Origin of the sequence: Rhizobium sp. Nf11,1 (genome assembly GCF_050587665.1) — a bacterium.
GTDB lineage: Bacteria > Pseudomonadota > Alphaproteobacteria > Rhizobiales > Rhizobiaceae > Rhizobium.
The window spans coordinates 22,351-49,183 of sequence record NZ_JBOBHU010000007.1 but is presented as its reverse complement, the minus strand read 5'-3'; the positions used below and the strand labels follow the sequence as shown (position 1 = coordinate 49,183).

The window sequence follows — 26,833 nt, the reverse complement described above, 5'->3', positions numbered from 1 at the left end:
ACCAGCTCTTAATATGAACTCATACTGCTGGTCTTCGACCAGAATTCGGCATAATCGGTTTTCGTGGCTTGCGCCTGAAGGAACTCGGCGAAGAATCCTTTGGCAAGCACACGACCATAAGCGGCCAAAGCACGACCGGTGCCAACATCAAACCAGCCTCCATCATCGCGCCGATCATGATCATCAGCATGACTGCGACTTCCTTCGCCTGAACTTCGTTTAGCGCGGCGCCCGACGATACCGTCGTTATGCGTTCTCCAAGCCGCTTGAACAAGAATGCCACCCAGGCGATTGTCCCGGGCACGCCAATGTTGAGCGCGAGCTCCAGATAGGTGTTGTGCGTCGATCTCGCATCAAACGTCACACGGACGAACTGTTCCATGATCTCGGGTTGTCGAAACAGAGCGAAACCATATCCGAAAATCGGTTTGTCGTAGACAAGCGGAATCAGTTGCTCCCAGATGTTCGTTCGCCCGGAGAACGTCAAATCCTTGCCGAAGGCATCCGCGATCAGTTGCGCGGCGCCGAGATAGGCCGACGCGCCGACAAAGCCGAGGATAAGACAGAGAAAGAACAGAAAGAACGATCGGACGCCGGAATTTCCGATCTTGAACATCATCTTCAGACCCGCGAGTGTCGCAAGCCCCATTGCCAACATGACGACGGCCGTCGACGATCGCGAGACGGCGATTAACAAAAGCATCAACAACAAAGCGGTCCAGCGCAGCAACGTCCGATATCGAAGCTTGGCGGATGGCAAGCCGATGGAAACCACGACGACGAACGCGACCGCAAAAAATTGCCCCATCGTGTTCTTATGGTAAAAAAGCCCTTTGACCATGCCGGCATAAGAACCGCCCATGATAGCAAAACGCGGAAAGGCGACCGTATACAGGACGTTGGCAAAGGCTGCAAAAATGGCGAAGTTTGTAAGTAGCCTGAATGTCTCGACGCTGCCGTAGCGACGTCGGTAGAGCAGCGGCGCGATTGTCAGCACCGTCACGGCGGCGACACCGCGCGCGGATGCGCCAAAGCTGATCGATAGAGCGAGGGATATGAGCGAAAAGCCAGCCACAACGATGACGAGAACCGGAACCCTTCGAAAATAGGACAGAAACCGGTTTGGCTCCAGGATGAAGTAAACGCCCATCATCGGAATCAGGGAATAGAGCATCAGCTTCTGCGGAAGCGGATCCACAGATATCCCGTCATCGAAGTTCGAGGGATAACCGTACCACATTCCGGTTGCACGCAAGAGCGTGATATAAAGCATGACCGTGAGGAGCCAACGGACCAAGGTTTCTTTCTCGATGCCATGACGTGGTCGCGATCGCGCCGCTTGCCGCGTCAAGCTGATGTTCCCGTTGGGAACATAAGTAGGGCCGAAACTCATCCGAGAGCGCTCCTGCAAACAGTATCAGAGGGCGGCATTGGGTCTGTATTCCTGATAGGCATGTCCAAGGATCCCGTTGACCATGCCTGCGCCACGCAAAACATGGGTGAGGGCCCGCATGCCCCAATAGGGTGAAACGAGGATCGCCGGCAGCATGGCCACCCCAAGGATCACTCTCGTGGCGCCATAGGCCGCGCGATAGAGCCGGCGCTTGAGGTCGCCGTGCAGGACCTCGCTGACGGCGAAAGTGTTGCCGAGTCGGTATTGTCGCTGCAGCACCCACTTCCAGGTCATGCGGCTGGCGGGAACGATATCATAGACGAGTGCCTTGTCAGCCCAGAATACCTGCATGCCGCGGCGAATTGCCTGATTGAAAAAGAGATAGTCAGTGCCCCCGGTGAAGCGCATTTTCTCTTCGAAACGCAGATTCCATAAGCGGATGAGGGGATAATCGAACATGACATTGTTCGAAGCCGCATAGGAAATGCGCTGACCGTCCTTGTTCATCTTGCGCTCGAAAACCCTTGCCTTGATGAAGTATTCAGGTGGATTCTCGGGATAGACCGGCTGGACAGGACCATAGACGCAATCGGCGCGGTTTTTCTCGCGGGTCTCCAGCATTGCATCGAGCCAGCCATCGACGGGCCATTCGTCATCGTCGAGAAAGCAGAAGAGGTCCGTGCCGGCAGGGGCCGCATCCAGCGCGCGGTTGCGCGCAAAGGGTATGCCCTGGTTGGGTTCGACGACATAGATAAGATCATAGGCGCCCGTTTGGCCGAAGCCCTCAACCGTGGCTCTTGCGCTGCCAGCGGCATCATTGTCGACGATCACCATCGTCAGATGATAAGGACGATCCGAATGCTTGGTCTGGCGTGTCATCACGTCGAGCAGCTTGGCGATGCCATCCAGCCGCCGATAGGTCAGCACGCCGACGGCGATGTTCAACGGCGACGCGCCTTGCCGATCAGATGAAGGCGCCAAGGTCTCTTGCTGGTCCATTACTGTCCTCTCCGCAGCATAGCGCCCAAACGCTTGCGCGCGGCCATCAGGGCCACTTCGTTTACGGCATCATCACCAAACGGACCACCTGCCACGGTGCTTCGAGCTTCGCTCCTAAGCTTCAGGAGCGACGTCGTTTCGGCGATGCCGCCGGCCACCAGGCTCTTGCCGAGCGCATGCAGCCCATCATAGCGACGTGCCAGTTCCAATCCTGTCGCGATCATGATCCGCGGGCGCAGTGTTTTCGCCCTGCTCGTGCCCGTATAGCGGTTCGAAGCATGAATGCGCTGAAAGGTCAGCGGTGTTTCGACGATGGCGCCGCGACCCAGATAGGCGGCCGCAAACTTGATGTAATTGTCGCTGAGGACGACGTCTTTCGCGACGGACATCGGCAGGATCTGGGACAGCAGTTCGCGGCGGAAGGTCAAGCCTGAAGTCGGCACGGGGAGCGAGGGGAAACCGCCTCTGCGCAGAGTGTCCCGCTTGTCGAACAGCGTCACTTGCAGGTCCGCGGGAGGCTGGTCGCCGTCATCAGTCGTCACGCGGTCGAAGCACCAGTCGATCTCTTTGCGGTCGTAGATCTCGGCGACGCGCACGAGTTTGCTGGGCAGAAACGCATCATCGGCATCGAGGAGAAAAAGGATATCGCCGCTTGCGGCCGCAAAACCGGCATTGAAGCTTGAGGCCTGGCCGCCATTCTCTTTCAATACGGTCAGGATCCGCTCGCCGTATGAAGCAAGGATTTCTCGGGAATCATCAGTGGAACCGTCGTCGACGACGATCACTTCGAAATCCGGATAGGCCTGCGACAGAACGCTGTCGATGCAGGGACGCAGATACTGGCCGTAATTGAAATTGTTGATGAGCACCGATAATTTCACCGCACGACCTCCTGCACCAGTCGACCAGAATGATTTCCTGCCGGTGCGTATCGGCGCAGCCCGGCGCGGTAGCCACGCATGTAGTAGTACTTCCAAATGGCCCAGAACCTCTTCTTTGATCGCGGCAAAGGATAAAGAAGCGCCGCCCGAACCGCCCAGTTGGCACTTTCGATCCAGGTCCGCAAGGGCACCCCGCCGATCCTTACACCTTTGGGAATGTCCTCGGCGAAGAGCGCAGGCATTCCATAGCCAAGACGTTCCCCACGTTTCTGGACCCAAGCCTCTGTCACGCTCGAGGCGGGAATCCAATGATGAACGATGGCCTTAGCGCACCGATATGTCTTCACGCCGTTTCGGGATAGGCGGGTGACAATTTCCGTATCCTCTCCCATCGCGAAAAGACCTCCTGGAAGAGGACCGATGTCCTCGCGGAACCGTATAGTGCTGCCGAGCAGTTCACGACGCACGGTCGTGTTCGGACCCCAGATTTTTGTCGGGTCGCACGGGCCACTGGATTCCTGGTCGGCTATGGCGAAGGTGGATCCCATGGGAATCCAGTCCAACAGCGGATTTCCATGGGGATAATGCTCCCAATTCGGGAGGATGCGACCGCCGACAACGCCGTAATCCGGATTCACCTCTGCGCACTCCGCAATCGAACTCAACCAACTCGCATCGGCCTCGATATCGTCGTCCGTAAAAACGATCAACGCTCCTCGAGCTATCGCCAAAGCGGCGTTCATAGCTCCTGATTTTCCTGGCCGGGCATGATTGACAACAACCATTGGAAGCTTCTCCGTATATTGGTCGAGAAGTTGCTGTGTTTCGTCTTCACTGTTGTTGTTGACGGCAATCAGTTCCCATTGGTCAGCCGGAAGGTTTTGGCCCAGCATCGAATCCAGCATCTGCTGAAGCCGTCTGCTAGCGCCATTAAAGGACGAAAAGATGACACTTATTTTTAGATTCGCCGTCAAACCGAGCCGCCTCCCGAAGTGCGAAAATCTGGCCCCCTGCCTCGGCAGATGGAGAACTTCCTGTCAATGCCGTGGTTTGGGACTGTCATCACTTGGCACCAAGCTGAGAATGGACCGTTTTATTCCTCGCAGATCTCTGCTTCAAAAATTGGCGCAGGATTCCCTGTCTCACCGACTGCGCCCAGAGCAATTTGAAGCGAAGGCCGCTTAGGGGGAATCTCTTGACGACGACGCTGGCCGGCGCCATCAGAAGCCATCTCAGGGCGCTAACAACCGGCAGGCCGGCGATTTTCATTTTGCTCTTGAACAGGTCCGGCCGAACGATAACCAAACCCATGCCATAGCGCTCGCCGCGTCGCAAAACCCAGCCTTCCTTCACATAGCCCTTCCTTACAATGTGCCGAACCCCGGGATGCCGAGAATGAAACGCCTTGGCTCCATTCTTCTCCAACCTCAGAGCGAAAGCAGTATCCTCACCCATGGGGAATTGAGCGACAGTGGCATCCGGGCCGAGGCCGTCGTGTACGATATAGCCAGGCCCTAAAATGGAACGGCGGAAGGCCGAATTCGGCCCTGATATTAACGCCGCCGAAATCGGGCCCTCGGGAAGATCGCCATTGAGAGCATAAAGAATTCCCAAGTGCCCATACTTGATCAACCACGGTGCCGGCTTTTCCTCCCATTCGGGCGTGATCAAGCCCCCGAATATGGAAAACTGAGGTTGCTCCTCCGCCAAGATCAGAAACTGCTCGATCCAATCCGGCGCGGGGATGACGTCGTCATCAGTTAAAATGACGAGTTCCCCCTCCAGATGGCGGAAGCCCAAAGTCAATGCATGTTGCTTGCCTTGTTTTGGCTCGAAATAAACTTCCAGCGGAAGCCGCTCCTTATAGGAATTCAGGACTGCTGCAGTGTTGTCGCTGCTGTTGTTATCGACCGCGACGATTTTCCATTCTTTTTTCGGTATGGTGGCAGCGCAGAGCGCGTCAAGCATCGTTGGCAGGGTCTTCTCTCCATTGTAAGTCGAGAAAAGTATTGTTACCTTAACTTTGCTCATTTGCTGCTCCGGACCCCATTTCGGTCGGATCGCCTCACAGTACGGCTTCAGCTCACGCCTTGCCGGTGACTTGGGCCTCCGATAGAACGCTGTCGATGCGTGGACGCAAATACTGGCAAAAATGACTGATAGGCACCGATAGTCTCAAATTACTGCCTCCTGGGCAATCGATCACTGTACCACCGTTTGAGACACGTACCGGCGAATTCCGGCACGATAGCCACGCATGTAGTAATATTTCCAGATTGCCCAGAAACGTTTCTTCGATTGCGGCAGGAGATAGAGCATTGCTGCCCGGAAAGCCCATTGCGCGCTTTCGATCCAGGTCGGAAGCGGAACTCCGCTTAACCTCAGCCCTCTAGGCACCTCGTCGGGAAAGAGCGCCGGCATCCCGTAGCCAAGCCGCTCACCTCTTTTCTGTACCCAATCCTCCGTCACGCTCGACGCCGGAATCCAGTGATGGACCACGGCCTCCGCGCATCGGTAGGATTTGGCACCATTGGCCGCGAGGCGAATAACGATCTCGGCATCTTCACCCATGGCAAAGATCTTTCCGGGAAGAGGACCGATATCTTCGCGGTAGCGCACGCTTGGTCCGAGCAGTTGTCGTCTGACGATTGTATTCGGGCCCCAGACTTTCGTCGGGTCACACGGCCCGCTTTGGGTTTCATCGACGATTGCAAAGGTAGATCCCATCGGAATCCACTGAATAAACCGATCTTTTGGCTCTTTCTCCCAATCAGGTACGATTCTGCCGCCGAAGATGCCATAACTCGGATGGGCTGCGGCGCAGTCGACGATCGCTTTCAGCCAGTTCGGTTCGGCGCGAACATCGTCATCGGTAAAGACGATGAGATCCCCCTTCACCCGATCCAGGGCCATATTCAACGCGCCCGACTTTCCCGGCTTGTACTGCTGCAGGACGGTGATCGGAAGCTTGTCGCTATAGGATTTCAAAAGGTCAAAAGTGCCGTCATTGCTGTTGTTGTCGACGGCAATCAGTTCCCACTGATCGTGGGGAAGCTCCTGGCGCACCAGGGAGTCCAGAGTATGGCGCAGCCGGCGGCTGGCGCCGTTGTAAGATGAAAAGAGCACGCTGACGAGAAGATTCGCCATCTTTAACCAACCCTTTTGGTGAAATCGAACGAGAAAAGCCTCATAATTTAGTTGCCTTCGCTATGTGCATCGGAGTCTATGCAGGATTCGACCGCGCCCCGCCGAAAAATTCGCGCCGATAACCCTGGCCGAGAACCCTCAGCCGGCGAAAATTTCGCAACAAGCGTCGCGGCTTCAGAAGCACGCCGCGATTGAGAAAATACTGCCGCATCAGACTCGGCGCCCGGCTATGCGATCCGCCATGGGCGACCCGGTAGACCGCCCCGCGAAAGGGGAGTTTGGCGAGCGGCGCTCCGCGTTGGGCGAGAATATCTGCAATGCGCACATGGCTGCCAAGCATCGACTTGATCCAGTCAAGCGAAGCGTCCTCGAACCGCTGCGGCAATTCATAAAGATCGGCGCGAATGATCAGCGACGTCCCGCAGAGATGGCTGAAGTCATCATGACCAAGCAGGAAATTGCCACCGTCGTCCCAGATGTAACCGTTGTCGATCGTCCATCCGTTGGCATCCCTATTTTCCGATACATATTGCACGATCCGGGAGCTGACGAAGTCATCATCATCGACAATCATGAAAAAGCGGCTGTCGGCGGCGGCCAGCATGCCGCTCAAGACGCGCCGGCCCTTGTCGGCGCGGAACGCATCAAGGAAGTCTTCCTTGCTGCCTTTGCCGAGTTCATGCATGTCGTTAGGGGGAAAGGTCACGCGAACGGCGGAAAATTTCTCCGGCAGATCGGGTAGATCGGCGCCTTCGTTGGCTACGATGATGCCGCGCCAATCTCCATTGGTCTGATTGGAAATGGAGGCCACGGTCTGGCCGAGATTTGCCTTCAGCTTGCTCCAATCGCGCGCGTTGTCCTGATGTCGGACCGGGATGATGAAGGTGACAAGTGGCATCGAATTCCCCTTAAGCCCGCAGGCCCACAGCTTCTTTCTCAGCGACGCGCCCCTGGCCAGCCTGCTGACGCGCCCACTTGATCCCGTCTTCGAGCGATGTCGCCTTATAGGAAAGGTCGGTTCCGCCGGAGAATGCATTCATGAAGCGGCGGATCTTTCCATAGCTGTTGTCCAGTACCGCATGCGGACGGCCGAGCAGCAGCGAGCAGATATGGACGTGCAGGCGATCGGTCACAATCGCGCGGGCACGGGAGATCTGGCTGATGCCGCGCTCGAAGCGGTTATGAGCCGCAGCGTCCAGTCGGCGCAAGGCAACTTCGCTCGGCTTCAATGCGAGATAAGCCGAAGCTACGCCCAGTTTCTTGGCGATATCTACCTTACGCTTCGATTCGGTGATCCAGTCTTCCACAGGAATATCGGAAGGAATCTTGCGATCACCGCCGCCAACCCGTTCCGCATCCTCCCGCAACATGGCGAGGACGGGGATCTGCGTCGCCCTTTCCGGCAGTGGACCGATGGCGAAAGCCATGTCCGGGCATAGCCGCACGGTGCAGTCAAAGTGCTTCTCGGAAAACTCCTTCGATTCTTCGTCGCGCACCAGCAGCACGAAATTCTTGTGGCGCCCGATGGCCCGCTTGGACTGCTCGATGCGCTCAGCCGAACTGTAGTGGATCGACTGCGGAAACTGGATGATCTGCCGATCCGGGAAACGTTCCATGATCATCTCGCGGAAATCCTGGTGGGCGACCCAGATATCGCCGAAATTGCCGCCGCCGTGAATGAAGATCGGGCCTGTGGGAACCCGCCGTTTCAGTTCTTCGACGGAGAAGTCGTGAAGCCTGGAAACATAGTCCGGACGCTTGCCGAAGCGATCACGGAGATAGGCCATCTCTCCCAGCCAGATCGCCGAGTCGCCGCAATTGCGAATGTCAGGAAAATCGAGAATCGCAAGCGGTTCATCGCGCGAGACATAGTCCTTCAGGCAATCATGGATCATGCCGTTGAGTTTTGCGATCAGCTCCGATCTGGATTGGCTGGTCATTCTGCCTCTCTTGTTGGTGTTCGTTTAACTTCAGGCCGACTTAGGTACGGCAATACGTTTTGCTTTTGACAGGAACTTGACAATGATGCGGTGGACTTCGGTTTCCGGGCCGTTGGGCTTCTTCATAGCGATCCAGAGAACAAAGCTCGATCCGAGATAAATGATGCCGCCCGTAATGACGAGGTAGGCAAGATACAAGGCCAAGGGCAGCTTGTCGGCAGGCATGCTGACCATATGCGACAATCCCCACACGCCGGCCGCCATCAAGGCGACGCTGGCAAGCGCGCGGAAGTTCGCTGCGAGCTGCTGGAAGAACGGCAGATTGATCAGGCGCTTGACCAGAAGCATGTTGACCACGGTGGAAATCAGACCCGTCAACACGCGCGCATAGACCACGCCCGGCAGCCCGTACAGCATCAGACCGGCGATGATGATCGGAATGCGGACCACCAGCATCTGCGTGTCGCGGATGAACAGCATCTTGGTATGGCCCTTCGCCATGCCGAGCGGCTGAACGAGCGAACCCAGCGTTTGCAAGGCGAAGACCGATGCGAGCGCCTGGACGATGAAGATTGCCGGGACCCACTTCTCACCCAAGGCAAGCCTCATCATCGGCTCGGCCACCACGGCCATACCGATCCCGGCCGGGAGCGCCACGGCCGCCAGCAGCGCCTGGGCACGCTGATAAGCTGCGATCAGCCGGATCGGATCATTGCGGACTTTCGAAAAGCCTGGATAAATCGTCTGGTTCAACGGCGCCGTGGCTTCGCGCGTCGGCAGCGTCGAAAGGGTGTTGCCGACCGTATAGTGGCCAAGCTGCGTGGCGCCCAGCATCTTGCCGATCAGCAGATATTCGATCCGCCAGTTTAGCGTGTTGACGATCTGACCGGCCGTCAGCCACACCGAGAACGAAAACAATTCGCGCGCGTGTCGAAAGGTGATGCGCGGCCAGAACGGCAGGACGGTGTAGGAAACGATGATATTGGTCACCTGATAGGCGAGGGTGCCGATCACGAGCGCCCAATAGCTATGATAGACGGCCGCAATTCCCACCGTGACGATAAATCCGACCAGCTTTTGCGAGACGTTGAGGACGAATTCCTGCCAGAAGATCAGATCGCGCTGGAGCATGACGCGGCGCGGATTGGCGAGCCCGCTCAGGAGCAGGCTGAAACTCAAGGCAAGCATGACGCTCGTCAGCCGCGGCTCGTTATAGAATTCGGCGATTGGATAGGACGCGGCGGCAAACAGCAGCGCCAATATCGCGCTTCTCGTCACGCTCAAGGTCCAGACCGCGCTGAAGTGCGTTTCGCTTGGCGACTCGTGGCGGATAAGCGCCTGATTGAGGGAGAGTTCGGTGACCGAACTCAGGATCACCTGGATCGTCGTTGCAATGGCGACGAGACCGAAATCGGCCGGCACGAGATACCAGGCAAGCACGAAGGTGCTGAGCGCCGAGAGCCCGTTGACGATGGCGCGGGACAAACTCAGCCACATGCTGCCCTGAATCAGCCGGTCGGTAACACTGCTCATGGGCGAACGGCTCCTGAGGTCGATAACATTGACCATTTCAGCAAGTCGGTATTGGCGGAATTAGAAAGCATCATGCCTTATTGCCTCGTCACGGGATCATCAAACGGCGCTGGCCGTCTTGTTGGAAAAATCCTGTTTCAGCCGATCCAGCTGGACCAGCATTTTTTCGTGCGCCCTTACGATAGCCTCGTCGGAGCTGAGCTGTCCCGGCTTTTCGGCCACCCGCTGCAGCGTCTTGACAGTCGAGCCGAAGACAAAGTTGCCGGTCAGTTGCCGGATGCGGCGGTGACGGAACGTTATGTTCTTCAATAGATAGGTGTTTTTCCGCACCAAAGATGCGCCTGCTTCGACGAGATTGGACGGACCGATCGGATCGAAATCGATCTCCAGATCGAGCGCACTCGCCCAATCATACCACTTGGCGCGATTGCCTGGCGCAATCGGTCGGATCGCGCGCCACGGCACGCGCAGCGCATCGGAGATGATGCAGCCGTGCATTGCCTCGGAAACGACCTTATGCGATGCGCTGAGTTCGGTCAGAACCTTTTCCACCGACCAGCGGGGATCGATAAAATGAATGCCGGCGAGGTCGCAGACCTTGTCCCAGCTGCCGTACATGGCACTTTCGTAATGCGGCATGAAGGAGACCGGGTAGCGCTTCTCAACGCTCCTAGAATCCCAGCAACAGCGCGTGAGGATGCCTGAATCGCCGATGGCGTAGCTCGGATCGATGCCGAGTACCTCGGCGGTCTTCTTTCCGCGCACGAAATAGAAGGTCCAGTTGTCGTCAACCTTAGGCGCGTTGGTGTAGCCGCCATAACCCGAGCCGAAGACAATCTTCTGTATGTTCGGGTCGAAATTGTCGTAGAGGATGGACCCGATGCCGAGAAAGAGCTGGCTTTCATCGTCGTCGAAGAAGCCCGGCAGCAGACGTTCCCAGAGCCAATGGTTCAGTTCGTCGCCAAAATTTTCATGTTTCCCGCGATAGGCAAACATCTTCATCGCGCTTCTCCTGTCGGCAAATGCGTCACCAGCTGCGTGACGGTCTCGTCCTCGCGGGCCATGCGTCCGTAACGCGAAATGATCTTGATGTCGCTGCGGATTATCTTAGCCGGGTTTCCGGCCACGAGCGAGCGCGCAGGCACACTCTTGGTCACCACCGAGCCGGAGCCGATGACGCATTCGTCGCCGATCTCCACGCCGGGCAGGATGATGCTGCGGGCACCGATGAAGCAGCGTTTGCCGATCCTCGTGTGAAGATAGAGCCCGCGTGTGAGGTCGTGGGTCAGGATCGCCGCCTCAAAGGCGACATAGGTTTCGGCGCCGATATGCAGTCCCTTCGGGTTGGTCTTGTCGAAGCGCACGCTCAACGAAAAGCTGGCAGTCGGATCGATGTCCATACCCCAGAATTTCGTGTAATAGAGCCATTTGGCCTTTACGATCCCGTTCCGCAGCGGCCGAAATACGTTCAGTCCCCACTTTGGCTTCTTTCCTGTATGCACCATCAAGTCCGACCCCGGCTGGCAAATTCGTCTAGAACGGAACTGTAATAGTCCTCTAGCATTCCCGTTTGACGACGTATGTCGAAACGCTCGGCCACCAAAAGCGGTGCCCGCGCGCTGAAGGCTGTCCACAGGGCTTGGTCGTTGAGCAGCTTTCCAACCGCTTCCGCCATGCCCGCGACATCCCGCTCCTCCACGAGATAACCAGTTTTCCCCTCTTCGATCGCTTCGCCCACGCCTCCCGAGCGGAATGCGACGACCGGAGTACCGACGGCTTCGGCCTCCAGATTGGCGAGGCCGAAGGCTTCCGCGTGACCATTGTCGAGAGTCACGCTGCCATGAAGATAGAGTTCCGCACTGGCGAGCAGATCCCTTATCTCTGTCTGCGACAGATTTTCATGGATCGTGACGCTTGGCAAGGAACGACGCGCCATGGCTTCGATTTCCTCCTTCAGTGGCCCCTGTCCGACCATGACGAATTCAACCGGGGTGCCGGCGGCCGCCACGCGTGAGAGCGCGTCGATCATGAAGCGGTGGCCCTTATAGTCGACGAAACGGGCAATGGAAACCACCAACCCCTTTTTTCGTGGACGCGGTTCCATTTTGAAGAGATCGAGATCGATACCGATGTGATGGCGAAAGACGCGGTCGGCGCGGAAACCGAGCGCCAGCAACCGCTCCCGGATAAAATCGGAAACGGCGATGTTCCAGCTGTTCCAGCCGGCCATCTCGCTCCGGCCCTTGGCGAAGAAACGCACCTGATTGAAGCCGCCCGGTTTTTTTGGATCGCCGCGATAGGTGGCGTCGAAGCCATGAAACGTCGTGACGAGCGGCTTGCCGGCGGCGCGCGCGAGCGGACCGATGACATAGCCGTTCTTGCCGAAATGAGCATGGACAAGATCGGCTTGGCTGATCGCGGGAAAGAGAAAAGGCAGGCCGACCTGCGGGATTTTCAGAAGCAGCTCACCGGCCCGCGCAACGGGAGACCGACGAATGTCATGAACCGGGACAGTCGATTTTTTTGTATGGGCGGAAGAGATTCGCGAACCGGCAAGAATTTCAGCTTCGAAGGAGCGAAACGCCACCGCCTGGTTGAGAACAAATGCCTGGCTGGCAGGCAAAAATTTTTCCACATAAATAACGGCTTTTCTCATGAATCTGTTCGCGTCTCCACTGCTTGGCGATCACATTGCCTCTATTGCCCGCTTGATGCCGTCAATCGAACTTCTCGGATCGTTGTTATCGTCGTAAAGATTAACGCGCTTCGTACATGCCGCGCCGGGGTTGGTGTCCGTCTCGTCAAGCCCGCCATATTTCTCCGACATGCCCCAAACGGTGGCGCCTTTCAAGTCACCACGCTCGGCTGCGACGGTGATCACGTCACCGAATATCTCGGCATAGGAAACCGGCGCGGAGCTCTTGTCGCGATTGAGGAAATGGCAGGACGCATCGAGTTCGGTGATAAAAACCCCGATACCCATATCCTTCAGCGTTGCACAGAATCGGCCCATTCCCTCCGGATCGATCCGATCGAGACCGGGGCGGAAATGCGATTGCAGCCCGACGGCGCCGATCGGCGTCTTTCTGGCGACGAGATCCTCGACAATCTTCAGGATGCGTGCACGCTTCTGTTCGAACACGTCGGATTTTTTCTCCAGGTGCGTCTCATTGAGAACCAGCATCGCGTCGGGATTGGCTTCGTGTGCCATGTCGAAGCTCATGCGGATATAGTCGTCGCCAAGAAGGCGTCGGAAAACGCAGTCCCGCAGATCCGGCACATCATATTCCAACGGCTCGTTCACCACATCCCACGCATCGATCGACCCCTTATAGCGACCGACAACCTGTTTTATATGACGGTTCATCGCCGCCCGAATGGTCTCAGCATCAGTGATGGCGGACACCCAGTCGGGCGTGCGATACCAGACAAGCGTGTGTCCATAAACCCGCATGTTGTTTTTGCGCGCAAACGCAACGATTTGATCGGCAGGGCCGAAGGAAAAGGCGCCTGGCATCTTTTCCGTTGCCTTCCACTTCAGCTGATTTCGCGGCGTTATCGAATTGACGTTATCGATGTATATCTGCGACGCAATCGGATTGCCGACATCCGCCGGATCGATGGCCGAACCGAATCGAAACGATTTTCTGTCGGCAAGGGCGCGTAGCCCCGCGGACGGCGGCACCTGCGCCAAAGCCTGACCCGCGCGCGCATATAACAGGGCGAGCGGAACGGAGGCGAGGAAACGTCTTCTATTCATTCTTTCTCTCACTGTTGGCTGTGTTTAACGTCTTCGGCGGAATCGAAGGCCAAACTTGCGGATTACGATCCATCGCGGCTTCGACCTTAATTAATAGATCGGTACAAATTCCGACGTATTTTCAGCGGCGTGGATAACGACGGCAATTTCTAGATTTCTTTGCATAAGCCAAGATATTAAACCGCTGCGGGAGAGAGCTCGTTATGGAAGATTGGTTTAACTATCTGATGAGCTATGCCGCTTTTTTTATGGCGACTGTTCGCAGCGGCGTATTCCTTCTTGATGATCGTCAGTTCGCCGCGTTTGGTCTCGGCGTTGTCGGCATCATTCTCCTCCTCTTCGGCGTGCTCGTCAGAACCTCGTTGCGATTGCGTCAATCGGCACGTGTCGTTCGCTCGCTCAACGACGAACTTGCGCGAGCTACTCAGGACCTCAATGTGGAGCGTCTCTGGCGTCTGGCCGGCGGTGAAGGGGCCGAACGGCCAGGTCCAGACAGCTTGACGGAGCTTTACGGGATCCTGTCCCGGCATCACGGTGATGCAAGTCGCATCGCCTGAGGTGGGCTGCATGCGGCTCTAATTGCGATTTACTGCCGGCGGCTCTTGATGGGGAAGTTCCCGCTGCGTGCGGTTGGCCGCAATTGCGGGCTCCGGCGCGGGAAGCCATGTTCTGCCGGAAAAGTAATTCCTCGCCCTTTTCTGGGGTGCTGAGATTGCCTGCAGCGAGAGAGTAAAATTGTAGCGCTCCGGATTGAGCACCTCGTGCGTGAAGGCGATATTGGCTCCGAAGCCGTCTTCCTTGACGTCCTTCAAGTTTTTTATCGCATTCAGGGTCTCATGAAAATCGAGCCATTGCGGTTGCAGCAACATGGTTTCGAAAACTCGCAAGATCGCCGGATCGAGCTGGCCATTCTGATCCCTTCCAGGATTGACGATCTTCACGCGCATGCTGCTGATCGTGCCGGCGGCATCGCCACGAACAATGACGAAGATGGAATTCGCGAGCTGATCCTTCTCGCGCTTGGCGCTGTGCTCGTAAAAGCACTCGAACGTGTCGGCGTTGAAGCCGGCCGCCGCCCATTCGCTGGTCTGAACGCCCGCTTGGCGCAGCGCCGCGCACATTGCAGGCCCGGATATGCGCCATGTGCGCAGAAAAGCCGACGCGGTCTGTGCCATGGGCGCTTCGGTGGCATGCAGAGGAAGCTTGTAGGTCGCCGGCGGCGCCGATCGGGGAGGCGCTTTGGGCGGCGGCGGCTTAACCTCAGGGGGGAAAAGATCGAAGCCGAAATAATGGCCGATCGCCCTCAGGTGTTTCATGTCGTTGGACAGAAGCACCGTTCCGATGACCAGCGAGAGGGAAATCGTCAGCAGCAACCAAAAGATCACGGGAATCCGCGGTTTTCCTGCCGGCTGTTTCGCATACGCGGGCGACGAATTATCGGGCAAGCTTGTCTTCTCCGGCACGCGAGAAGGGTTTCGTTGGTCTGTCTGGATCCCAGCAGTATACATGATCCGGTTAAATATCTTTTGGCTTCGTGTCTGCAACCGAGCGCCCTTTCATCCGCGCCCTCATGAAAAGCGCGCCATCGGTTCGCCGAGAGCGCTTCAACAGCATTTCAGTCGAGAATTCCAATACAGCATTCGGCAATTCGGCGAGAGATAGTCGTGGATCTTGCCGCTTCTGTGGTCGCACAGGGGCGTCGTCCGCATTGAATTGAAATAAATACGAGTTTTTTGAAAAGATTGTTGAATTGACACCATTAGTTTCATCTATCAGTCGAGCATATTGAGATATTTAGTGTCATTGTCAGGCAAGCTGGCTTAATTTCCGCAATTTTTTCGCGTATGACGTTTAGAATTATTTGATGAGTTCTAGATTGTGCCGAACATATATTTGTATGCTGACGAATTTGGGCGAATTCGATCAAATTTTCGACGTATTAATCGATAGGGTTTGCGTGCAACAGCAGAAAGGAGAGACCATGTCCATCGAGCTAGACGCAACCACCTATATTCACGCCAAACCGACAACCGCGCACTCCTACATCTTGCCCAAAATCTTCGATGTACTGGAGAATCATTTCGACGGCTCAGCGGAAAATGACGTCTTCGATCTCGGATGCGGAACCGGCGGGGCTGCAGCGACTCTTGCGAAAGCAGGATATGATGTCGTCGGCGTCGATCCTTCCAGCGACGGGATCAGCAAGGCCAATATCCGTTATCCCGGCCTGGCGCTGAGCGTCGGCTCGGCCTATGACGACCTGTCCCGGGAATATGGCAACTTCAGCGCCGTTATCAGCCTGGAGGTCGTCGAGCATGTCTACGATCCGAAGAGCTTCACCGCGACGATGTTTGATCTCGTCAAGCCCGGCGGCATCGCGGTGATATCGACGCCCTATCACGGCTATCTGAAGAATCTTGCACTGGCTGCGACGGGAAAAATGGACGATCACTTCATGCCGTTGAGGGATCACGGGCATATCAAGTTTTGGTCGAAAAACACATTGGGCACACTGTTGCTGGAGACCGGCTTCGCTAACGTCCGTTTCGAATATGTTGGAAGAATTCCTGCCTTTGCCAAATCAATGATCGCCGTCGCCGATAAGCCGCTTTAACCGGTCGGCGCGACATTGCGCGGTTCGCCGCAGTAGTCCAGAGGTTGTTCTACTGCGTGCCGTGATGAAAAAAACCGTGCTGAAATATTTACTTTTAGTTGCATTCTTGCTTAAACTCTCCATTATACAGCCGGCGTATTGATGAAGCGGGAGACTTAAGCAGATGAAGGCCAAATCGCCGAATTCCATCGATGTCTATGTTGGCAACCGCGTGAGAGTTCGGCGAAAGACGCTCGGCATGACCCAGCATGGCTTGGCCGAACTTCTTGGCATCACCTTCCAGCAGATTCAAAAATACGAAAAAGGAACGAACCGGATCGGCGCCAGCCGCCTTCAGCGCATTTCCGAGATCCTTCGCGTGCCGGTCGGCTTCTTCTTCGAGAACGGCGGTTCCGGGCCGATCGAAGGCGAGACGAGCGAATTGAACAAGTTTTTGTCCTCGAAGGAAGGGCTCGCGCTCAATAAAGCGTTCATCGCCATCGAAGATCCCAACATCAGGCAGAAGCTGGTGGCCTTGGCCAAAAGTCTGGCGATGACGGGATTGCCCGACATCGATAGCGACCTGCAGGATCCGGTTGTACACAACTGAGGATGGACCGTGCTTCATCTGCAGACATTTGGCGATCTGCGGCTGACTGAGTCGGATGGCGAGCCGGTTCGCTATCCGATCAAAGGTCTGTTGATGATGGCCTACATCTATGCGGGTGCGAGCCATGAACTCAGCCGTTATGAACTGGCCCAGTTTCTATGGAGCGACGTCGAGTCCGAATTGGCGCGGCTCAATTTGCGCAAAATGCTGTCCCGCATCCGGGAGATGGACGGCGGACGCACGGAAGTAGCCTTCGATTTCACTGCCACGACGGTGTGCCTCAACAAGGAGGTGGTTTCCAGCGATCTGGATGTGTTTCGAGCCGGCGGCTCGCCGCTGGATCGACTACAGGCGATTGCCGAATCGATGCAGCGCGGCTTCATCGGAAATATCAAGCCGGCGACAAAGCAGATAGATGCCTGGATCAGGGCGCAGCGGGACGCCCATGCGCTGCAATTGCGGCAAGCATTGCTGGAGGCGCTGCCCGATGTGCAAAAGCCGGGTGCTGCGCGCATCATTTCCAGCGCCGCCCTACAAATCCTCGAGCGGGATCCGAATGACGAGCAGGTCAGGACATTGCTGCATCGGCTATCCGGCGGCGCATCGTTCGGCGAGAGATTGCCGGAAGGCGGCGGCCAAACAAGGGTGGAGGTGAAGCGTCCCGAGCCCGGCAGCCAGCCGACCGATATCGAACACATACTGCCGATCCCGAGGATCCTTCCCCGTCTGGTGTTGCTTCCCCCGACGGCGAAGCACGCCGATGCCGGACTTGCACTTGCCAACGCCCTGATCGAAGACGTCACAATCGAACTCTGTGCCCTTCGGCATATTTCCATCGTCGCTCCGCATACGGCCGGACAGATCCGCCGCGACTCCGAAAAAGCGGCGGTGGTCGCCAGGCACTCGATTGCCTATCTTCTCGACACCCGATTTTCCGAAGAGGGATTGTTCGCCCAGCTGATCTATTTCCCCACGGATGAGATCGTCTGGGCCAATCGCTTTAAGATGACCCCCGATATATTGCCGCGTCAAAGGCGGGTTATCGCCCAGCAGTTGACCGAGTCGGTGGCGCGTGAGCTGGCTGAAAACGAGGAGGAACGGCTACGTTTCGAAGCCAATCCTGAAGCTTATCACGCCTATCTCGTCGGCTCCAGCCTGATGAGCAAGCTGACGCTGCCGCATATCCGGCGAGCAAGGAAGGCGTTCAAGCAGTCGCTGTCGCATAAGTCGGATTTCTCCCCGTCCTTTACCGGGCTGGCAAGAACTTTCACCAGCGAGTGGCTCGTGACCGCGCAGGGAAACAATGAGCTGCTGCACCTGGCGGAGCAGCATGCTCTTCGCGCAATCGAGCGAGATCCGGGATCGGCAGCGGGCCATCGCGAGCTCGGGGTTACCAGACTTTATCTCGGTGATGTGGATGCCAGCGTCGCAGCCCTTCACTTGGCGGAAGAGCTCAGTCCGCATTTTGCCGATGTCATCTACAGTCATGCCGACACGCTCGTGCATGCATCCCGCCCCGGCGACGCGCTCGCCAAGATCAGAAAGGCAATTTCGCTCAATCCGATCGCACCTGACGCCTATCTCTGGTGTGCCGCTGGAGCCAGTTTCTTCCTGGAACAGTATGAAGAGGCCATCGCCTATGTTGAAGCGATGAAAGACAAAGCGCCGGCCCATCGTATCGCCGCGGCCAGTTGCGCAATGATTGGCGATCGAAAACGGGCACTCTTCCATCGGCAGCGCGCCGAAAGCATCAACCCGGTGTTCGACGTCGAGAAGTGGCTCGCCATCGTTCCCTTCAAGGAGCACTGGCAAAAAGAGCTATATCGGGAGGGCCTGTTGAAGGCTGGTTTTTAACAATAGCTGAGGGGCATATATGGCGAAAGCTGTCATCATAGGAATACCGGGCGAGGAAGGTCTTTGGCTCGCCGATCTCGACGCAGGCACCGTCACACCGCTCAATCCGACGGGGGAATTGGCGACTGCGAGCAGCCTGCGCAAAGCCGGCGGCATATTCGTGAAGGGCGTTGATCTGGCCGTCGCCGTTTCGTCGGCGCAGGTCGCTCTTTCCGGTCACGTCGACGGCTGAGCCGACATTCTGACGGACCGGTCCATATATTCCGACAGGATCATATCGCCGCGGGAAACTCTTTCCCGCGTCGAGCCTTTTTTAGCTCGGTTCGGCATAACAAGAGTTGCACGACATACCGGGCTTGATGACGTCGGAATTCCCGTCTGGTGCGCCTATACCCCGAATTCACGCTCAATCGTGATTGCCCAGGGAAAGGGCCTGACCGATGTCGACGCCAAAGTGTCCACCGTCATGGAAGCCGTGGAACGGGCAGTTGCCGGCGAACCTTTCGTTGATCTTGTCCGCAGCACCTCGTTCGGTCTGCAGGCGATGGGGCACAAGATCGATACGCTGAGCTGCCTGATCGCCATGCATAAACCCGACCTCGGGCCGGACGAGGAGACGGAATGGGTGGCCGGCATCAATATTCTCACCGGCGAGCCGGTTTATATCCCTTTTGAGGCAGTGCTTCTCGACCGCACGCGCGATGCGCGATACTGGATGTCATCTGATGGCTTGGCATCTGGAAACAATATCGAGGAGGCGGTTTTCCACGGCGTGCTAGAGCGAATTGAGCGGGATGCGCATGTGCTGTGGCAGGTTGGCGGGGAAAGGGATCGTTATGCCGGCTGCGTCGATCCCCGCGGCTTCAAGGATGAAGCCCTGACCGGGTTGATCGACAAGATCGAAAAATCAGGATTGGCCCTCAGGCTCTTCGATATCACAAGCGATATCGCCATTCCCTGTTTCACCGCCATTCTGGGGCCTGGGGATTCCGTTCCAGGCCAGCGGGCTCGCCACGGCAGCAGGGACATTCGCCTTGTCGAGGTGACCGGCGGTACGGGAGCCCATCCATTCCCCGTGCGCGCGGCCATCCGGGCGGTAACGGAAGCCGCGCAATCGCGGCTCACTTATATCAGCGGAGCCAGGGACGATATTTCTGCCGTCACGTTCTCGAGATCCTTGCCGCCGCTCATGCGCCGAGCCTTCGACGCAGTTCCCGTCTCCCCGGCTGCCGGTCCTCTCCGCCACCGAACGCCGGGACATCGGGATCTGACGTGTTTATTGCAGCATGTGCTGGAGGCTTTGCGGAACAAAGGGATCAACTCGGTCATCGCCGTACGCCTCAGCGACGACACGCTTCCCTTTGGCGTCGTCAAGGTCGTTATCCCCGAACTCGAAAATCCGGAGGGGTCGCGTGCTCGCCAGTTTGGAACAAGGGCGCTCGCGAGAGCGATAGGTTTTTGAAGGTCATTTTCGCGGGTCCCAGTCTTCCCGACGCAGCCTCACTTGCCGGCGAGGGGATACGCGTCCTGCCGCCCGCCACGCAGGGCGATGTTTTGGCTGTGGTGGAACAGGGTGCTAATGTCATCGGTCTGATTGATGGCGGTTTCGAATACGCCGCGCCGGTCTGGCATAAGGAAATTCTGCGTGCTCTTTCGTTTGGCGTGACTGTCCTCGGGGCGGCAAGCATGGGCGCGCTACGCGCTGCGGAATGTCATTCGTTCGGTATGATCGGGATCGGCCGCATTTTCGAAGACTACCGCACGGGCCGGCTGGTCGATGATGCCGCCGTCGCGCTCGTGCACGCGCCGAGCGCGATGGGCGGCAAGCCGCTGACGATACCGCTGGTCAATGTCAGCGCCACGCTCGATGCCATGGAAAGAAATGATTTGCTCGCAGATGGGCTGCGCCAGGTCATTGAAGACGCCGCGAACGCAATATTCTTCAAGAGGCGGACGTGGCGGGCAATCGTCGAGCAATGCGCTGACGTAGCCGAGCCGGATCGCCCGCACCTTCTGGCCACTCTCGTATCGCATTCCGTTGACCAAAAACGCATCGATGCACTGGAATTGTTAAAGATGGTGCAGTCGACCGCCGATATTCGCGTGAATGCCGATTTGTCCTGGAAACTGCGCGAAACCTCGTTCTCCACACGGTCCGCATTGTGAAGCGAAGATGACGATCGTCACCGAGGGTTGTGTCACGCTTTTTTCACGGGCTCGACCATGTCGGCCCGCGTATCATTCCTTCTATTCGTTGGAGAAATGGACATGGGCGTGACATCGACTATTAAACTAGATGGAGATCTAGGGGCGAAAGACGCTCTGGACGAACTGGTCGCATTGGCACGGATGATCGCCTATGCGCGACAGGTTGCTCAGGATGTCAAGCTGCAATTCGCGACGAATTGCCTCGACCTTGCTCTTGAGGCGGTGAAGCAGGAAGTCGGGGAGGGGCTGACCAGAGAGTTGGCCGAATTGAGCTCTCCGGTTCCCCTGGTGAGCATAAAAAGTCATTAAAGCGCCGTGTGTCCTATGGGGCGCACAAAGGACGCTTTAACACTACGACCTGCGCATCGCGCTTTCCGAAAATCGATTGCGGTTTCTGGCCGATGTGCCGGGCGGCGCCTTGCTGCCTCAGAACTTTGGGTTACCCGTGAAAATGAACGAGGGCTTCGAGGTCATGGGCGCCCTTATTCGACGCCCTGCGCAAAGATAGGTTCAGATGAATGGTAAGCGGTTTCGTTGACGTTGTCTCCGGGCAAGGAGACGGCGACGATTCTCGTTTCAGCGGTCGTCTGCCGACCGGCCGGCCTGGCCGATCCCTAATCTCAATGGGTCAAATTGCGTTTCTGTGCCAGCAGTAAAATGTAATCGTCGGCAATGTCCGCGATGGCCATTGCGACTTCCGCCGGATCACACCCCTCGACCTTCGTGTTTGCAATGAACTGATAAACCGCCTTCTCGATCTGTTTGCGGCAAATCATCACGCGTTCATCATAACCAAATTCCGGAATCTGCGATGCCATATCACTCATCAGGGCGGCTCCTCACTACTTCCAGTGACCATGACACAAATTATAAGTTGAGCAAGCAAATGCTTTATAAACGGTTAATTCGACGGCGGGTGCGACCATTTCGACACAGGTTTGGCCATAAGCGGACATTCAGCCCGTTGAATGAGGTGACGTCTTTCGTGCTGGAGGGTTCATCGTTCCATGTCGGGACCCGCTCGACCAAAGCTGGTCGTCTCTTAGACTGTGGCTTGTCGTTCCGAGGGTCTCGGATCATCAGGAGAACTTGTCATGACCAGTCGAAGGCTGCCTTTGTACTGGTCTGGACAGTGGCGTGATGAATGGGGATAATCCTTTGATTTGCCGGTATATTAAAGCTTCATTCGTCTCCAGATCATCATTCGTTGATGTCGAATTGCGTCGCCAGGTCTTTGGAGCCGGCCAGTCCGGACACTGTCGAGCCATCGGTCGTGGCCGCCCCGTTTATAATGCCGGTTAGTCACGCCGCTGCCGACAAGGCGAAGCGGAATAACGCTTTCTTCGGAAAGAAATCATCCCTGTTACTTCCGGAACAAAATCTAATTACATAAGATCGAGCGATATGTTGGTAAAAATTTACCGAAAGGTGAAAATATATATTTCACATAAAAGTTGTATTTATATATCGATTGCGCTGAATGAGGTTTTTCTAATAATTATTAGAGGCTGTAGTGGAGAAAAATATTCAGCCAATATGATTAACTATATATAATATACCTCCTAAATGACGAATTCTTGGTGTGCGCAATTGCCGCTATGAGTGGAAGCATTGGCCATTATTGCGAAGTCGGACCAAACGATGCGCTGTAACACGGGAGCCTTGCTCCTGTCGATATCGCGGATTTCTCGTCGTCCGACGCAGGATTCATCGCTGTTACTATGAGCTAAACCTTCAAGGTTTGAGGACCCGCCGGGGTGGTGACGGGTCCTCGGATAAAATTGCCTGCGCAGTGCGAAGATATCATTGCTGTTAAAGTCAATTCTGTCACGGATTATTGTTGGGTAGTTATGCTTTCCCACAATTTATCGTCTATCGCTACGACAATATTTGCAGTTATTGGATTTTTACTTGATAAGATGAGATGATTGCCGCGGGCCTTTCGAAGCATTTCGTTTTCTCCCGATTGGCGGAATGCTCTATCTTCTCGAGCTCGCAGCGGACTCTCCGCCGCACCGGTCGATCTTCGATAAGCGCCGCAACAAGGCCTTCGTCCTGAAGCGTGACCATCCGCCGACCAGCGGGATAAGGGGATCTAATTCCTCAAATTTCTTAAAGTACTTCTGCTTTGATTGCTGGATCGGCCGGACTTTGGCCAAGGCCCGGTTTGCGGCTCTGGTGGCTTTTGAAAAGATCAGTTTGATTATGACGGCCACAGCAAGCAGGGGGCTATGATGATAGATATGCCCAAGCGATGCGGCGGCGCTGTGCCAATCTTTCAAAGCTGCAAATTTTGAGAATGCATAGAGGTGAGCCGAGGTGTGGGCACAGCTGACGACGAAAGGGGGAAGCCCGGGGTTGCGGGCGACGCATTGCTCGGTCACTGCCAAAAGCGCTCGCGCCATGCGGGATCTGTCGGCAGACATGGCTGCGGAATGAACGCGATAGCCCACCAGACCGAGTGGCACGGCCTCGATCTTGAAATGCTCGGCAGTGCGGAGTTCGAAATCGAAGTCTTCGCATCCTCCAATTCCCTGATTGGCATAGCTCGAATCATATCCGCCGATCTTGTCTATGACGGCACGGCGCACCATGAAGCCGCTGCCGTTGCCGACAAAGCGGAAGACGAGATGGCGAATGAGAATGAATCCCCGGGCGCTGAGCGATGAGCCGGACTTCGTGCAATATCCCTCTGAATTCACCAAGCGGTGAAGGGCATAGACTGCACCCCAGGCGTCGGGCAGAGGATGGAGCGCTGACAGCATTCTTTCGACATAGGTGGGATGCCAGAGATCGTCTGCGTCGATGAAGGCTATATAGCTGGACCTGGATGCCTCGATCCCGGCATTGCGCGCCGCGGCTACACCGCGATTTTTGGTCGACAGGATCGTGATCCTCGGATCAGCTGCGGCGAACTCGCGACAGATCGATGCGGTGTCGTCGGTGGAGCCGTCGTCCACGACGACGATTTCGAGTGCCGAATGGGTCTGGTCGACAACCGATCGAAGTGTGGCGGCGATGAACTCTTCGGCATTGTAGGCAGGGATGACGACTGCCACCGTCAATCCGGATAGAGGCTCAGCCGCCATAGACCAACCCATCCGCTGTTGTGGCCGGACGCAGGTCGATCCGGTTCTTCATCAACCTTGCGACCGACGGGCGATGGCTGACGACGATCAGGGTCCGGCCGTCATATTCCCTGAGCAGGAGGGAGAGCACGCGCCTTTCCGTCTCCTCGTCGAGTGCGCTGGTCGCTTCGTCCAGGAGCAATATGTCGGGCCGGCCGGCCAGCGCCCGCGCCAGACCGATGCGCTGTCGTTGCCCACCCGAAAGCCGGATCGCTTCGTCACCCAGCCATTCGTCGAAGCCGTAGGGCAGATTCTCGATGAATTCGGTGGCGCAGGCCATATCTGCCGCCCAGCGGACATCCTGCTCGGGGATGTCACGACGGAAGCGGATATTGTCGAGGACGGAGCCATCCATAAGCTCGACGTCTTGGCCCGAGACCGCGAGCAGGCGCAGCCAGCTGGATCGCTCGATAGTCGAGAGGTCCTTGCCATCGATCGTGATCCGGCCTTCGGTCGGCTGAATAAGGTCGAGAAGCATGTTGATGATCGTCGTTTTGCCGGAGCCGCTGGGTCCGGTCAGAGCCGTGGTCTCGCCTGCCCTGATCGAGAAGCTAGCATGACGCACGGCAGGCATTCTGGCCTCTTCGTAGAAGAAAGATACATCCTGGAAAACGATCTCCTGTTTTAGATGTCGCAGTTCCTCTCCGCCTGCAGTTTTCCTGGCGTCGTCCTGTTCCGCGATCAGCGCGAGCACGTTTTGCAGTGAGGCTTCGATTTCGTGCAAGCGCAGCAGCTGGGAATCGAATTGCTTGATATGTGGCTGGAGCCTGTAAAGAAGTATCGTGGCAGACAGGGCGGCTCGAAAATCGACCGGCAGGACCTGCGAGGACAGGATGATCGTCAGGATCACCCCGAATGTCAGCGTTTCGCTCAGAAGCGACGTTGCTGCCCCCATCCGATCCGAACGGCGCCAGGTTTCCCCCACTGTCTTCGACAAGGTTTCGAAAATACCTTTGTGGTCGTCTTCCAGACCGAAGCTCTTCACCGCCTTTAACGTCTGCAATGTGGTCCAGCTCAGATGGGTCAATTCTTCCAGAGCTGAAAGACTGGCGGCGCCAAGACGGCGATAGGCAGCTGCAAACAAGCCGAGGCTGAGGTTATGGACAACGCCGAACATCACCGCGAGCACAGCAATCGGCCATGCCATTACGAGCATTCCGGCCCCGAAGATGATGATGGTCCCAAGACTGATTCCCAGGCGCACAAGGCCGGTATGAGCTGAGGCCACGGAATAGGATTCGGTGGCGATGACATTGATCAGATCGCTGCGCTCATAGCGTTGAAATCGCTGGAAGGGGATCGTCAGAATCTTTGCATAAAGACGGTGACGAATACTCTCGCTGATCTGATGGCTTACGGTGCTTGCGATGATGTCGTTGACGAAGCCCAGAATGATCCTCAGGATGATCGCGCAGATCAGCACGGCGACTAGCATCGACTTCGTGATGGAAGATTCCAATCCGCCAAAGTATGCCGGTAGCCAGGCGACGGACCCGGAAGCAGGGCTTTGTTGGCTGAGGGCAAAAACGAGGCTGACCAGCAAGGTTATCCCCACCATTTCCGATAGTCCGGTCAGGATACCGATGACGATCAGAACGGAGGTCTTCAACCGGAGCGAGGGAACGAGCTCCAGAAGTTCGCGGAAACGCGCTGCGACAATAACGTTGAAGGCGCCCCACGACCTGCGGAGAACGGGTTTCCGTAGCGTCATCATAAATGATCCATCCGGGACTTGATGAGCTCGCCTGTCCGTATCATTGGCGTGGCTGCGACAAGGTCGTAAAACGACGTGCCGCTGATGGGGAGAGCCACGCTTTTCGGAGCCGCCCCTTTCGGCCATGCGTGCGACCTACGATGTATCCGTTTCAACAGTTTCCTGCGCTGCCGCTTCGCTTGGCGCCACAGATGCCTGACAGCCTGGCCGACAAGCCTTGACGGGAATCTCCTGACAAGGAGAGGCGCCACTTTCCTGACCTGCCCGTAGTTGCCGCCGGCAAAAGCCTTCTTGAAATACCAGCATGCCGTATGGAATTCCGCCCGGGTGGCGGCGGCGGCAAGATCGGGATGGCGCCGCTTCACGTCTGCCATCACCAGAGCGTGGGATTTCAGCATGCGCGAGGCGTTGCTCGACATGTTGCCTGCGGTAAAACGATAACCGGTCAGGAAATCGGGAGCCACTGCAAAGGGTAGTCTTTCAGCCAATGCGAGATAGAGCTTCAGGTCCTCGCATCCCTCGGCTCCCTGATCACGCAGGGCAGAATCATAACCCCCGCATGCCAGGACTTCCGCCCGCGGCATGAGGGGGGTGCTGCCGTTGCCGATGAAATTTTCCCCGACCAATATTTCGAAGACATCGCCCTCATAGAGCACGGGACCCGAATGGCTGAAAATCACGTCGTTCTCGTCGATTGCCGCGTACCAGTTGTAGGCGACGCCATGGCCTGTCGACAATTTCCCGAGCGCGCGGACTTGCATCTCGATTTTTAGAGGGTGCCAGAGGTCATCGGCATCGATCGGTGCGATGTAGCTGCCGCGGGCCTCTTCTATACCGTAGTTGCGGGCAAGGGCGACGCCGCCGTTTTGCTGGCGAAGGACACGAACGCGCGGGTCAGAAAGGCGATATTCTGTGGCCAGTTCGAATGTTTTGTCCCGCGATCCATCGTCCACGACAAGTATCTCGAGGTGTTCATAGGTTTGGGCCGAGACGCTTCGCAGCGTTTGCACGAGGGTCGCTTCCGCGTTGTACGCGGGAATGATGACGGTCACCAAAGGAGGGTCAATGATCAT

26 protein-coding genes are annotated in these 26,833 nt (G+C 56.7%); 8 read left to right on the top strand and 18 right to left on the bottom strand.

The genetic code is table 11. The annotated features are described in order from the left end of the window. Positions 1 to 19: 19 nt before the first annotated feature. The 13 genes from ACQ7C1_RS12670 to ACQ7C1_RS12610 form a co-directional block, all read right to left on the bottom strand. A complete protein-coding gene (locus tag ACQ7C1_RS12670) occupies positions 20 to 1,393 on the bottom strand; it encodes an O-antigen ligase family protein (protein WP_430958511.1) in 1,374 nt (457 codons plus the stop codon). A 24-nt stretch (positions 1,394 to 1,417) separates the two neighbouring features. Beyond that, positions 1,418 to 2,392 carry a glycosyltransferase family 2 protein gene (locus ACQ7C1_RS12665; protein ID WP_430958510.1) on the bottom strand — a complete coding sequence of 325 codons (975 nt, stop codon included), beginning with the start codon at positions 2,390 to 2,392 and terminating at the stop codon, positions 1,418 to 1,420. Continuing rightward, positions 2,392 to 3,273, bottom strand: a complete 882-nt coding sequence (locus tag ACQ7C1_RS12660; RefSeq protein ID WP_430958509.1) for a glycosyltransferase family 2 protein — start codon at positions 3,271 to 3,273, stop codon at positions 2,392 to 2,394. The genes ACQ7C1_RS12665 and ACQ7C1_RS12660 overlap by 1 nt, the downstream gene beginning before the upstream one ends. Further along, the gene (locus ACQ7C1_RS12655; protein WP_430958508.1) at positions 3,270 to 4,247 is read right to left on the bottom strand and encodes a glycosyltransferase; all 978 of its coding nucleotides are present in this window, start codon (positions 4,245 to 4,247) and stop codon (positions 3,270 to 3,272) included. The genes ACQ7C1_RS12660 and ACQ7C1_RS12655 overlap by 4 nt, the downstream gene beginning before the upstream one ends. Positions 4,248 to 4,335: 88 nt before the next feature. Then, positions 4,336 to 5,304: a glycosyltransferase gene (locus tag ACQ7C1_RS12650; RefSeq protein WP_430958507.1), complete on the bottom strand. Its 969-nt coding sequence runs from the start codon at positions 5,302 to 5,304 to the stop codon at positions 4,336 to 4,338. 171 nt (positions 5,305 to 5,475) lie between these two features. Continuing rightward, entirely contained in the window at positions 5,476 to 6,420 is a 945-nt protein-coding gene (locus ACQ7C1_RS12645) for a glycosyltransferase (RefSeq protein ID WP_430958506.1), read from the bottom strand. Between the two features lie 76 nt (positions 6,421 to 6,496). Then, positions 6,497 to 7,318, bottom strand: a complete 822-nt coding sequence (locus tag ACQ7C1_RS12640) for a galactosyl transferase (RefSeq protein WP_430958505.1) — start codon at positions 7,316 to 7,318, stop codon at positions 6,497 to 6,499. A 10-nt stretch (positions 7,319 to 7,328) separates the two neighbouring features. Continuing rightward, entirely contained in the window at positions 7,329 to 8,360 is a 1,032-nt protein-coding gene (locus ACQ7C1_RS12635) for a polysaccharide pyruvyl transferase family protein (protein ID WP_430958504.1), read from the bottom strand. Positions 8,361 to 8,390: 30 nt separating this feature from the next. After that, entirely contained in the window at positions 8,391 to 9,893 is a 1,503-nt protein-coding gene (locus tag ACQ7C1_RS12630; RefSeq protein ID WP_430958503.1) for a lipopolysaccharide biosynthesis protein, read from the bottom strand. A 99-nt stretch (positions 9,894 to 9,992) separates the two neighbouring features. Next, positions 9,993 to 10,895 carry an exopolysaccharide glucosyl ketal-pyruvate-transferase gene (gene pssM, locus ACQ7C1_RS12625; RefSeq protein WP_430958502.1) on the bottom strand — a complete coding sequence of 301 codons (903 nt, stop codon included), beginning with the start codon at positions 10,893 to 10,895 and terminating at the stop codon, positions 9,993 to 9,995. Continuing rightward, positions 10,892 to 11,398, bottom strand: a complete 507-nt coding sequence (locus ACQ7C1_RS12620) for an acyltransferase (protein WP_221113417.1) — start codon at positions 11,396 to 11,398, stop codon at positions 10,892 to 10,894. Before ACQ7C1_RS12620 ends, pssM begins: the two co-directional genes overlap by 4 nt. Further along, positions 11,398 to 12,549, bottom strand: a complete 1,152-nt coding sequence (locus ACQ7C1_RS12615) for a glycosyltransferase (RefSeq protein ID WP_430958501.1) — start codon at positions 12,547 to 12,549, stop codon at positions 11,398 to 11,400. Before ACQ7C1_RS12615 ends, ACQ7C1_RS12620 begins: the two co-directional genes overlap by 1 nt. 30 nt (positions 12,550 to 12,579) lie before the next feature. Beyond that, the gene (locus ACQ7C1_RS12610) at positions 12,580 to 13,653 is read right to left on the bottom strand and encodes an endo-1,4-beta-xylanase (protein WP_430958500.1); all 1,074 of its coding nucleotides are present in this window, start codon (positions 13,651 to 13,653) and stop codon (positions 12,580 to 12,582) included. Between the two features lie 203 nt (positions 13,654 to 13,856). On the opposite strand from ACQ7C1_RS12610, the gene ACQ7C1_RS12605 reads away from it, so the two are divergent. Continuing rightward, positions 13,857 to 14,210: a hypothetical protein gene (locus ACQ7C1_RS12605; protein WP_430958499.1), complete on the top strand. Its 354-nt coding sequence runs from the start codon at positions 13,857 to 13,859 to the stop codon at positions 14,208 to 14,210. A gap of 18 nt (positions 14,211 to 14,228) precedes the next feature. Here the strand turns inward: ACQ7C1_RS12605 and ACQ7C1_RS12600 are convergent, their stop codons facing one another. Further along, a complete protein-coding gene (locus ACQ7C1_RS12600; RefSeq protein ID WP_430958630.1) occupies positions 14,229 to 15,098 on the bottom strand; it encodes a DUF6030 family protein in 870 nt (289 codons plus the stop codon). A 536-nt stretch (positions 15,099 to 15,634) separates the two neighbouring features. On the opposite strand from ACQ7C1_RS12600, the gene ACQ7C1_RS12595 reads away from it, so the two are divergent. The 7 genes from ACQ7C1_RS12595 (at position 15,635) to ACQ7C1_RS12565 (ending at position 21,227) form a co-directional block, all read left to right on the top strand. After that, entirely contained in the window at positions 15,635 to 16,267 is a 633-nt protein-coding gene (locus ACQ7C1_RS12595) for a class I SAM-dependent methyltransferase (protein WP_430958629.1), read from the top strand. Between the two features lie 163 nt (positions 16,268 to 16,430). Then, on the top strand, positions 16,431 to 16,856 hold the full coding sequence (locus ACQ7C1_RS12590; RefSeq protein ID WP_430958498.1) for a helix-turn-helix domain-containing protein: 426 nt from the start codon (positions 16,431 to 16,433) through the stop codon (positions 16,854 to 16,856). Positions 16,857 to 16,865: 9 nt separating this feature from the next. Next, entirely contained in the window at positions 16,866 to 18,710 is a 1,845-nt protein-coding gene (locus ACQ7C1_RS12585) for a peptide antibiotic resistance protein (protein WP_430958497.1), read from the top strand. Positions 18,711 to 18,729: 19 nt separating this feature from the next. After that, positions 18,730 to 18,942, top strand: coding sequence for a hypothetical protein (locus ACQ7C1_RS12580; RefSeq protein ID WP_430958496.1), 213 nt, complete (start codon positions 18,730 to 18,732; stop codon positions 18,940 to 18,942). Positions 18,943 to 18,984: 42 nt separating this feature from the next. Next, positions 18,985 to 20,172, top strand: coding sequence for a YcaO-like family protein (locus tag ACQ7C1_RS12575; RefSeq protein ID WP_430958628.1), 1,188 nt, complete (start codon positions 18,985 to 18,987; stop codon positions 20,170 to 20,172). Beyond that, positions 20,169 to 20,876, top strand: coding sequence for a TfuA-like protein (locus ACQ7C1_RS12570; protein ID WP_430958495.1), 708 nt, complete (start codon positions 20,169 to 20,171; stop codon positions 20,874 to 20,876). Before ACQ7C1_RS12575 ends, ACQ7C1_RS12570 begins: the two co-directional genes overlap by 4 nt. Before the next feature lie 102 nt (positions 20,877 to 20,978). Continuing rightward, the gene (locus ACQ7C1_RS12565; RefSeq protein ID WP_064804362.1) at positions 20,979 to 21,227 is read left to right on the top strand and encodes a hypothetical protein; all 249 of its coding nucleotides are present in this window, start codon (positions 20,979 to 20,981) and stop codon (positions 21,225 to 21,227) included. A gap of 311 nt (positions 21,228 to 21,538) precedes the next feature. Here the strand turns inward: ACQ7C1_RS12565 and ACQ7C1_RS12560 are convergent, their stop codons facing one another. The 4 genes from ACQ7C1_RS12560 to ACQ7C1_RS12545 form a co-directional block, all read right to left on the bottom strand. Further along, positions 21,539 to 21,745, bottom strand: a complete 207-nt coding sequence (locus ACQ7C1_RS12560) for a hypothetical protein (RefSeq protein ID WP_004676311.1) — start codon at positions 21,743 to 21,745, stop codon at positions 21,539 to 21,541. A 1,152-nt stretch (positions 21,746 to 22,897) separates the two neighbouring features. Next, complete coding sequence (locus ACQ7C1_RS12555) at positions 22,898 to 24,007, bottom strand: glycosyltransferase family 2 protein (protein WP_430958494.1); 1,110 nt, start codon at positions 24,005 to 24,007, stop codon at positions 22,898 to 22,900. Beyond that, complete coding sequence (locus tag ACQ7C1_RS12550) at positions 23,997 to 25,760, bottom strand: ABC transporter ATP-binding protein (RefSeq protein WP_430958493.1); 1,764 nt, start codon at positions 25,758 to 25,760, stop codon at positions 23,997 to 23,999. Before ACQ7C1_RS12550 ends, ACQ7C1_RS12555 begins: the two co-directional genes overlap by 11 nt. Beyond that, positions 25,757 to 26,833, bottom strand: a complete 1,077-nt coding sequence (locus ACQ7C1_RS12545; RefSeq protein WP_430958492.1) for a glycosyltransferase family 2 protein — start codon at positions 26,831 to 26,833, stop codon at positions 25,757 to 25,759. The genes ACQ7C1_RS12550 and ACQ7C1_RS12545 overlap by 4 nt, the downstream gene beginning before the upstream one ends.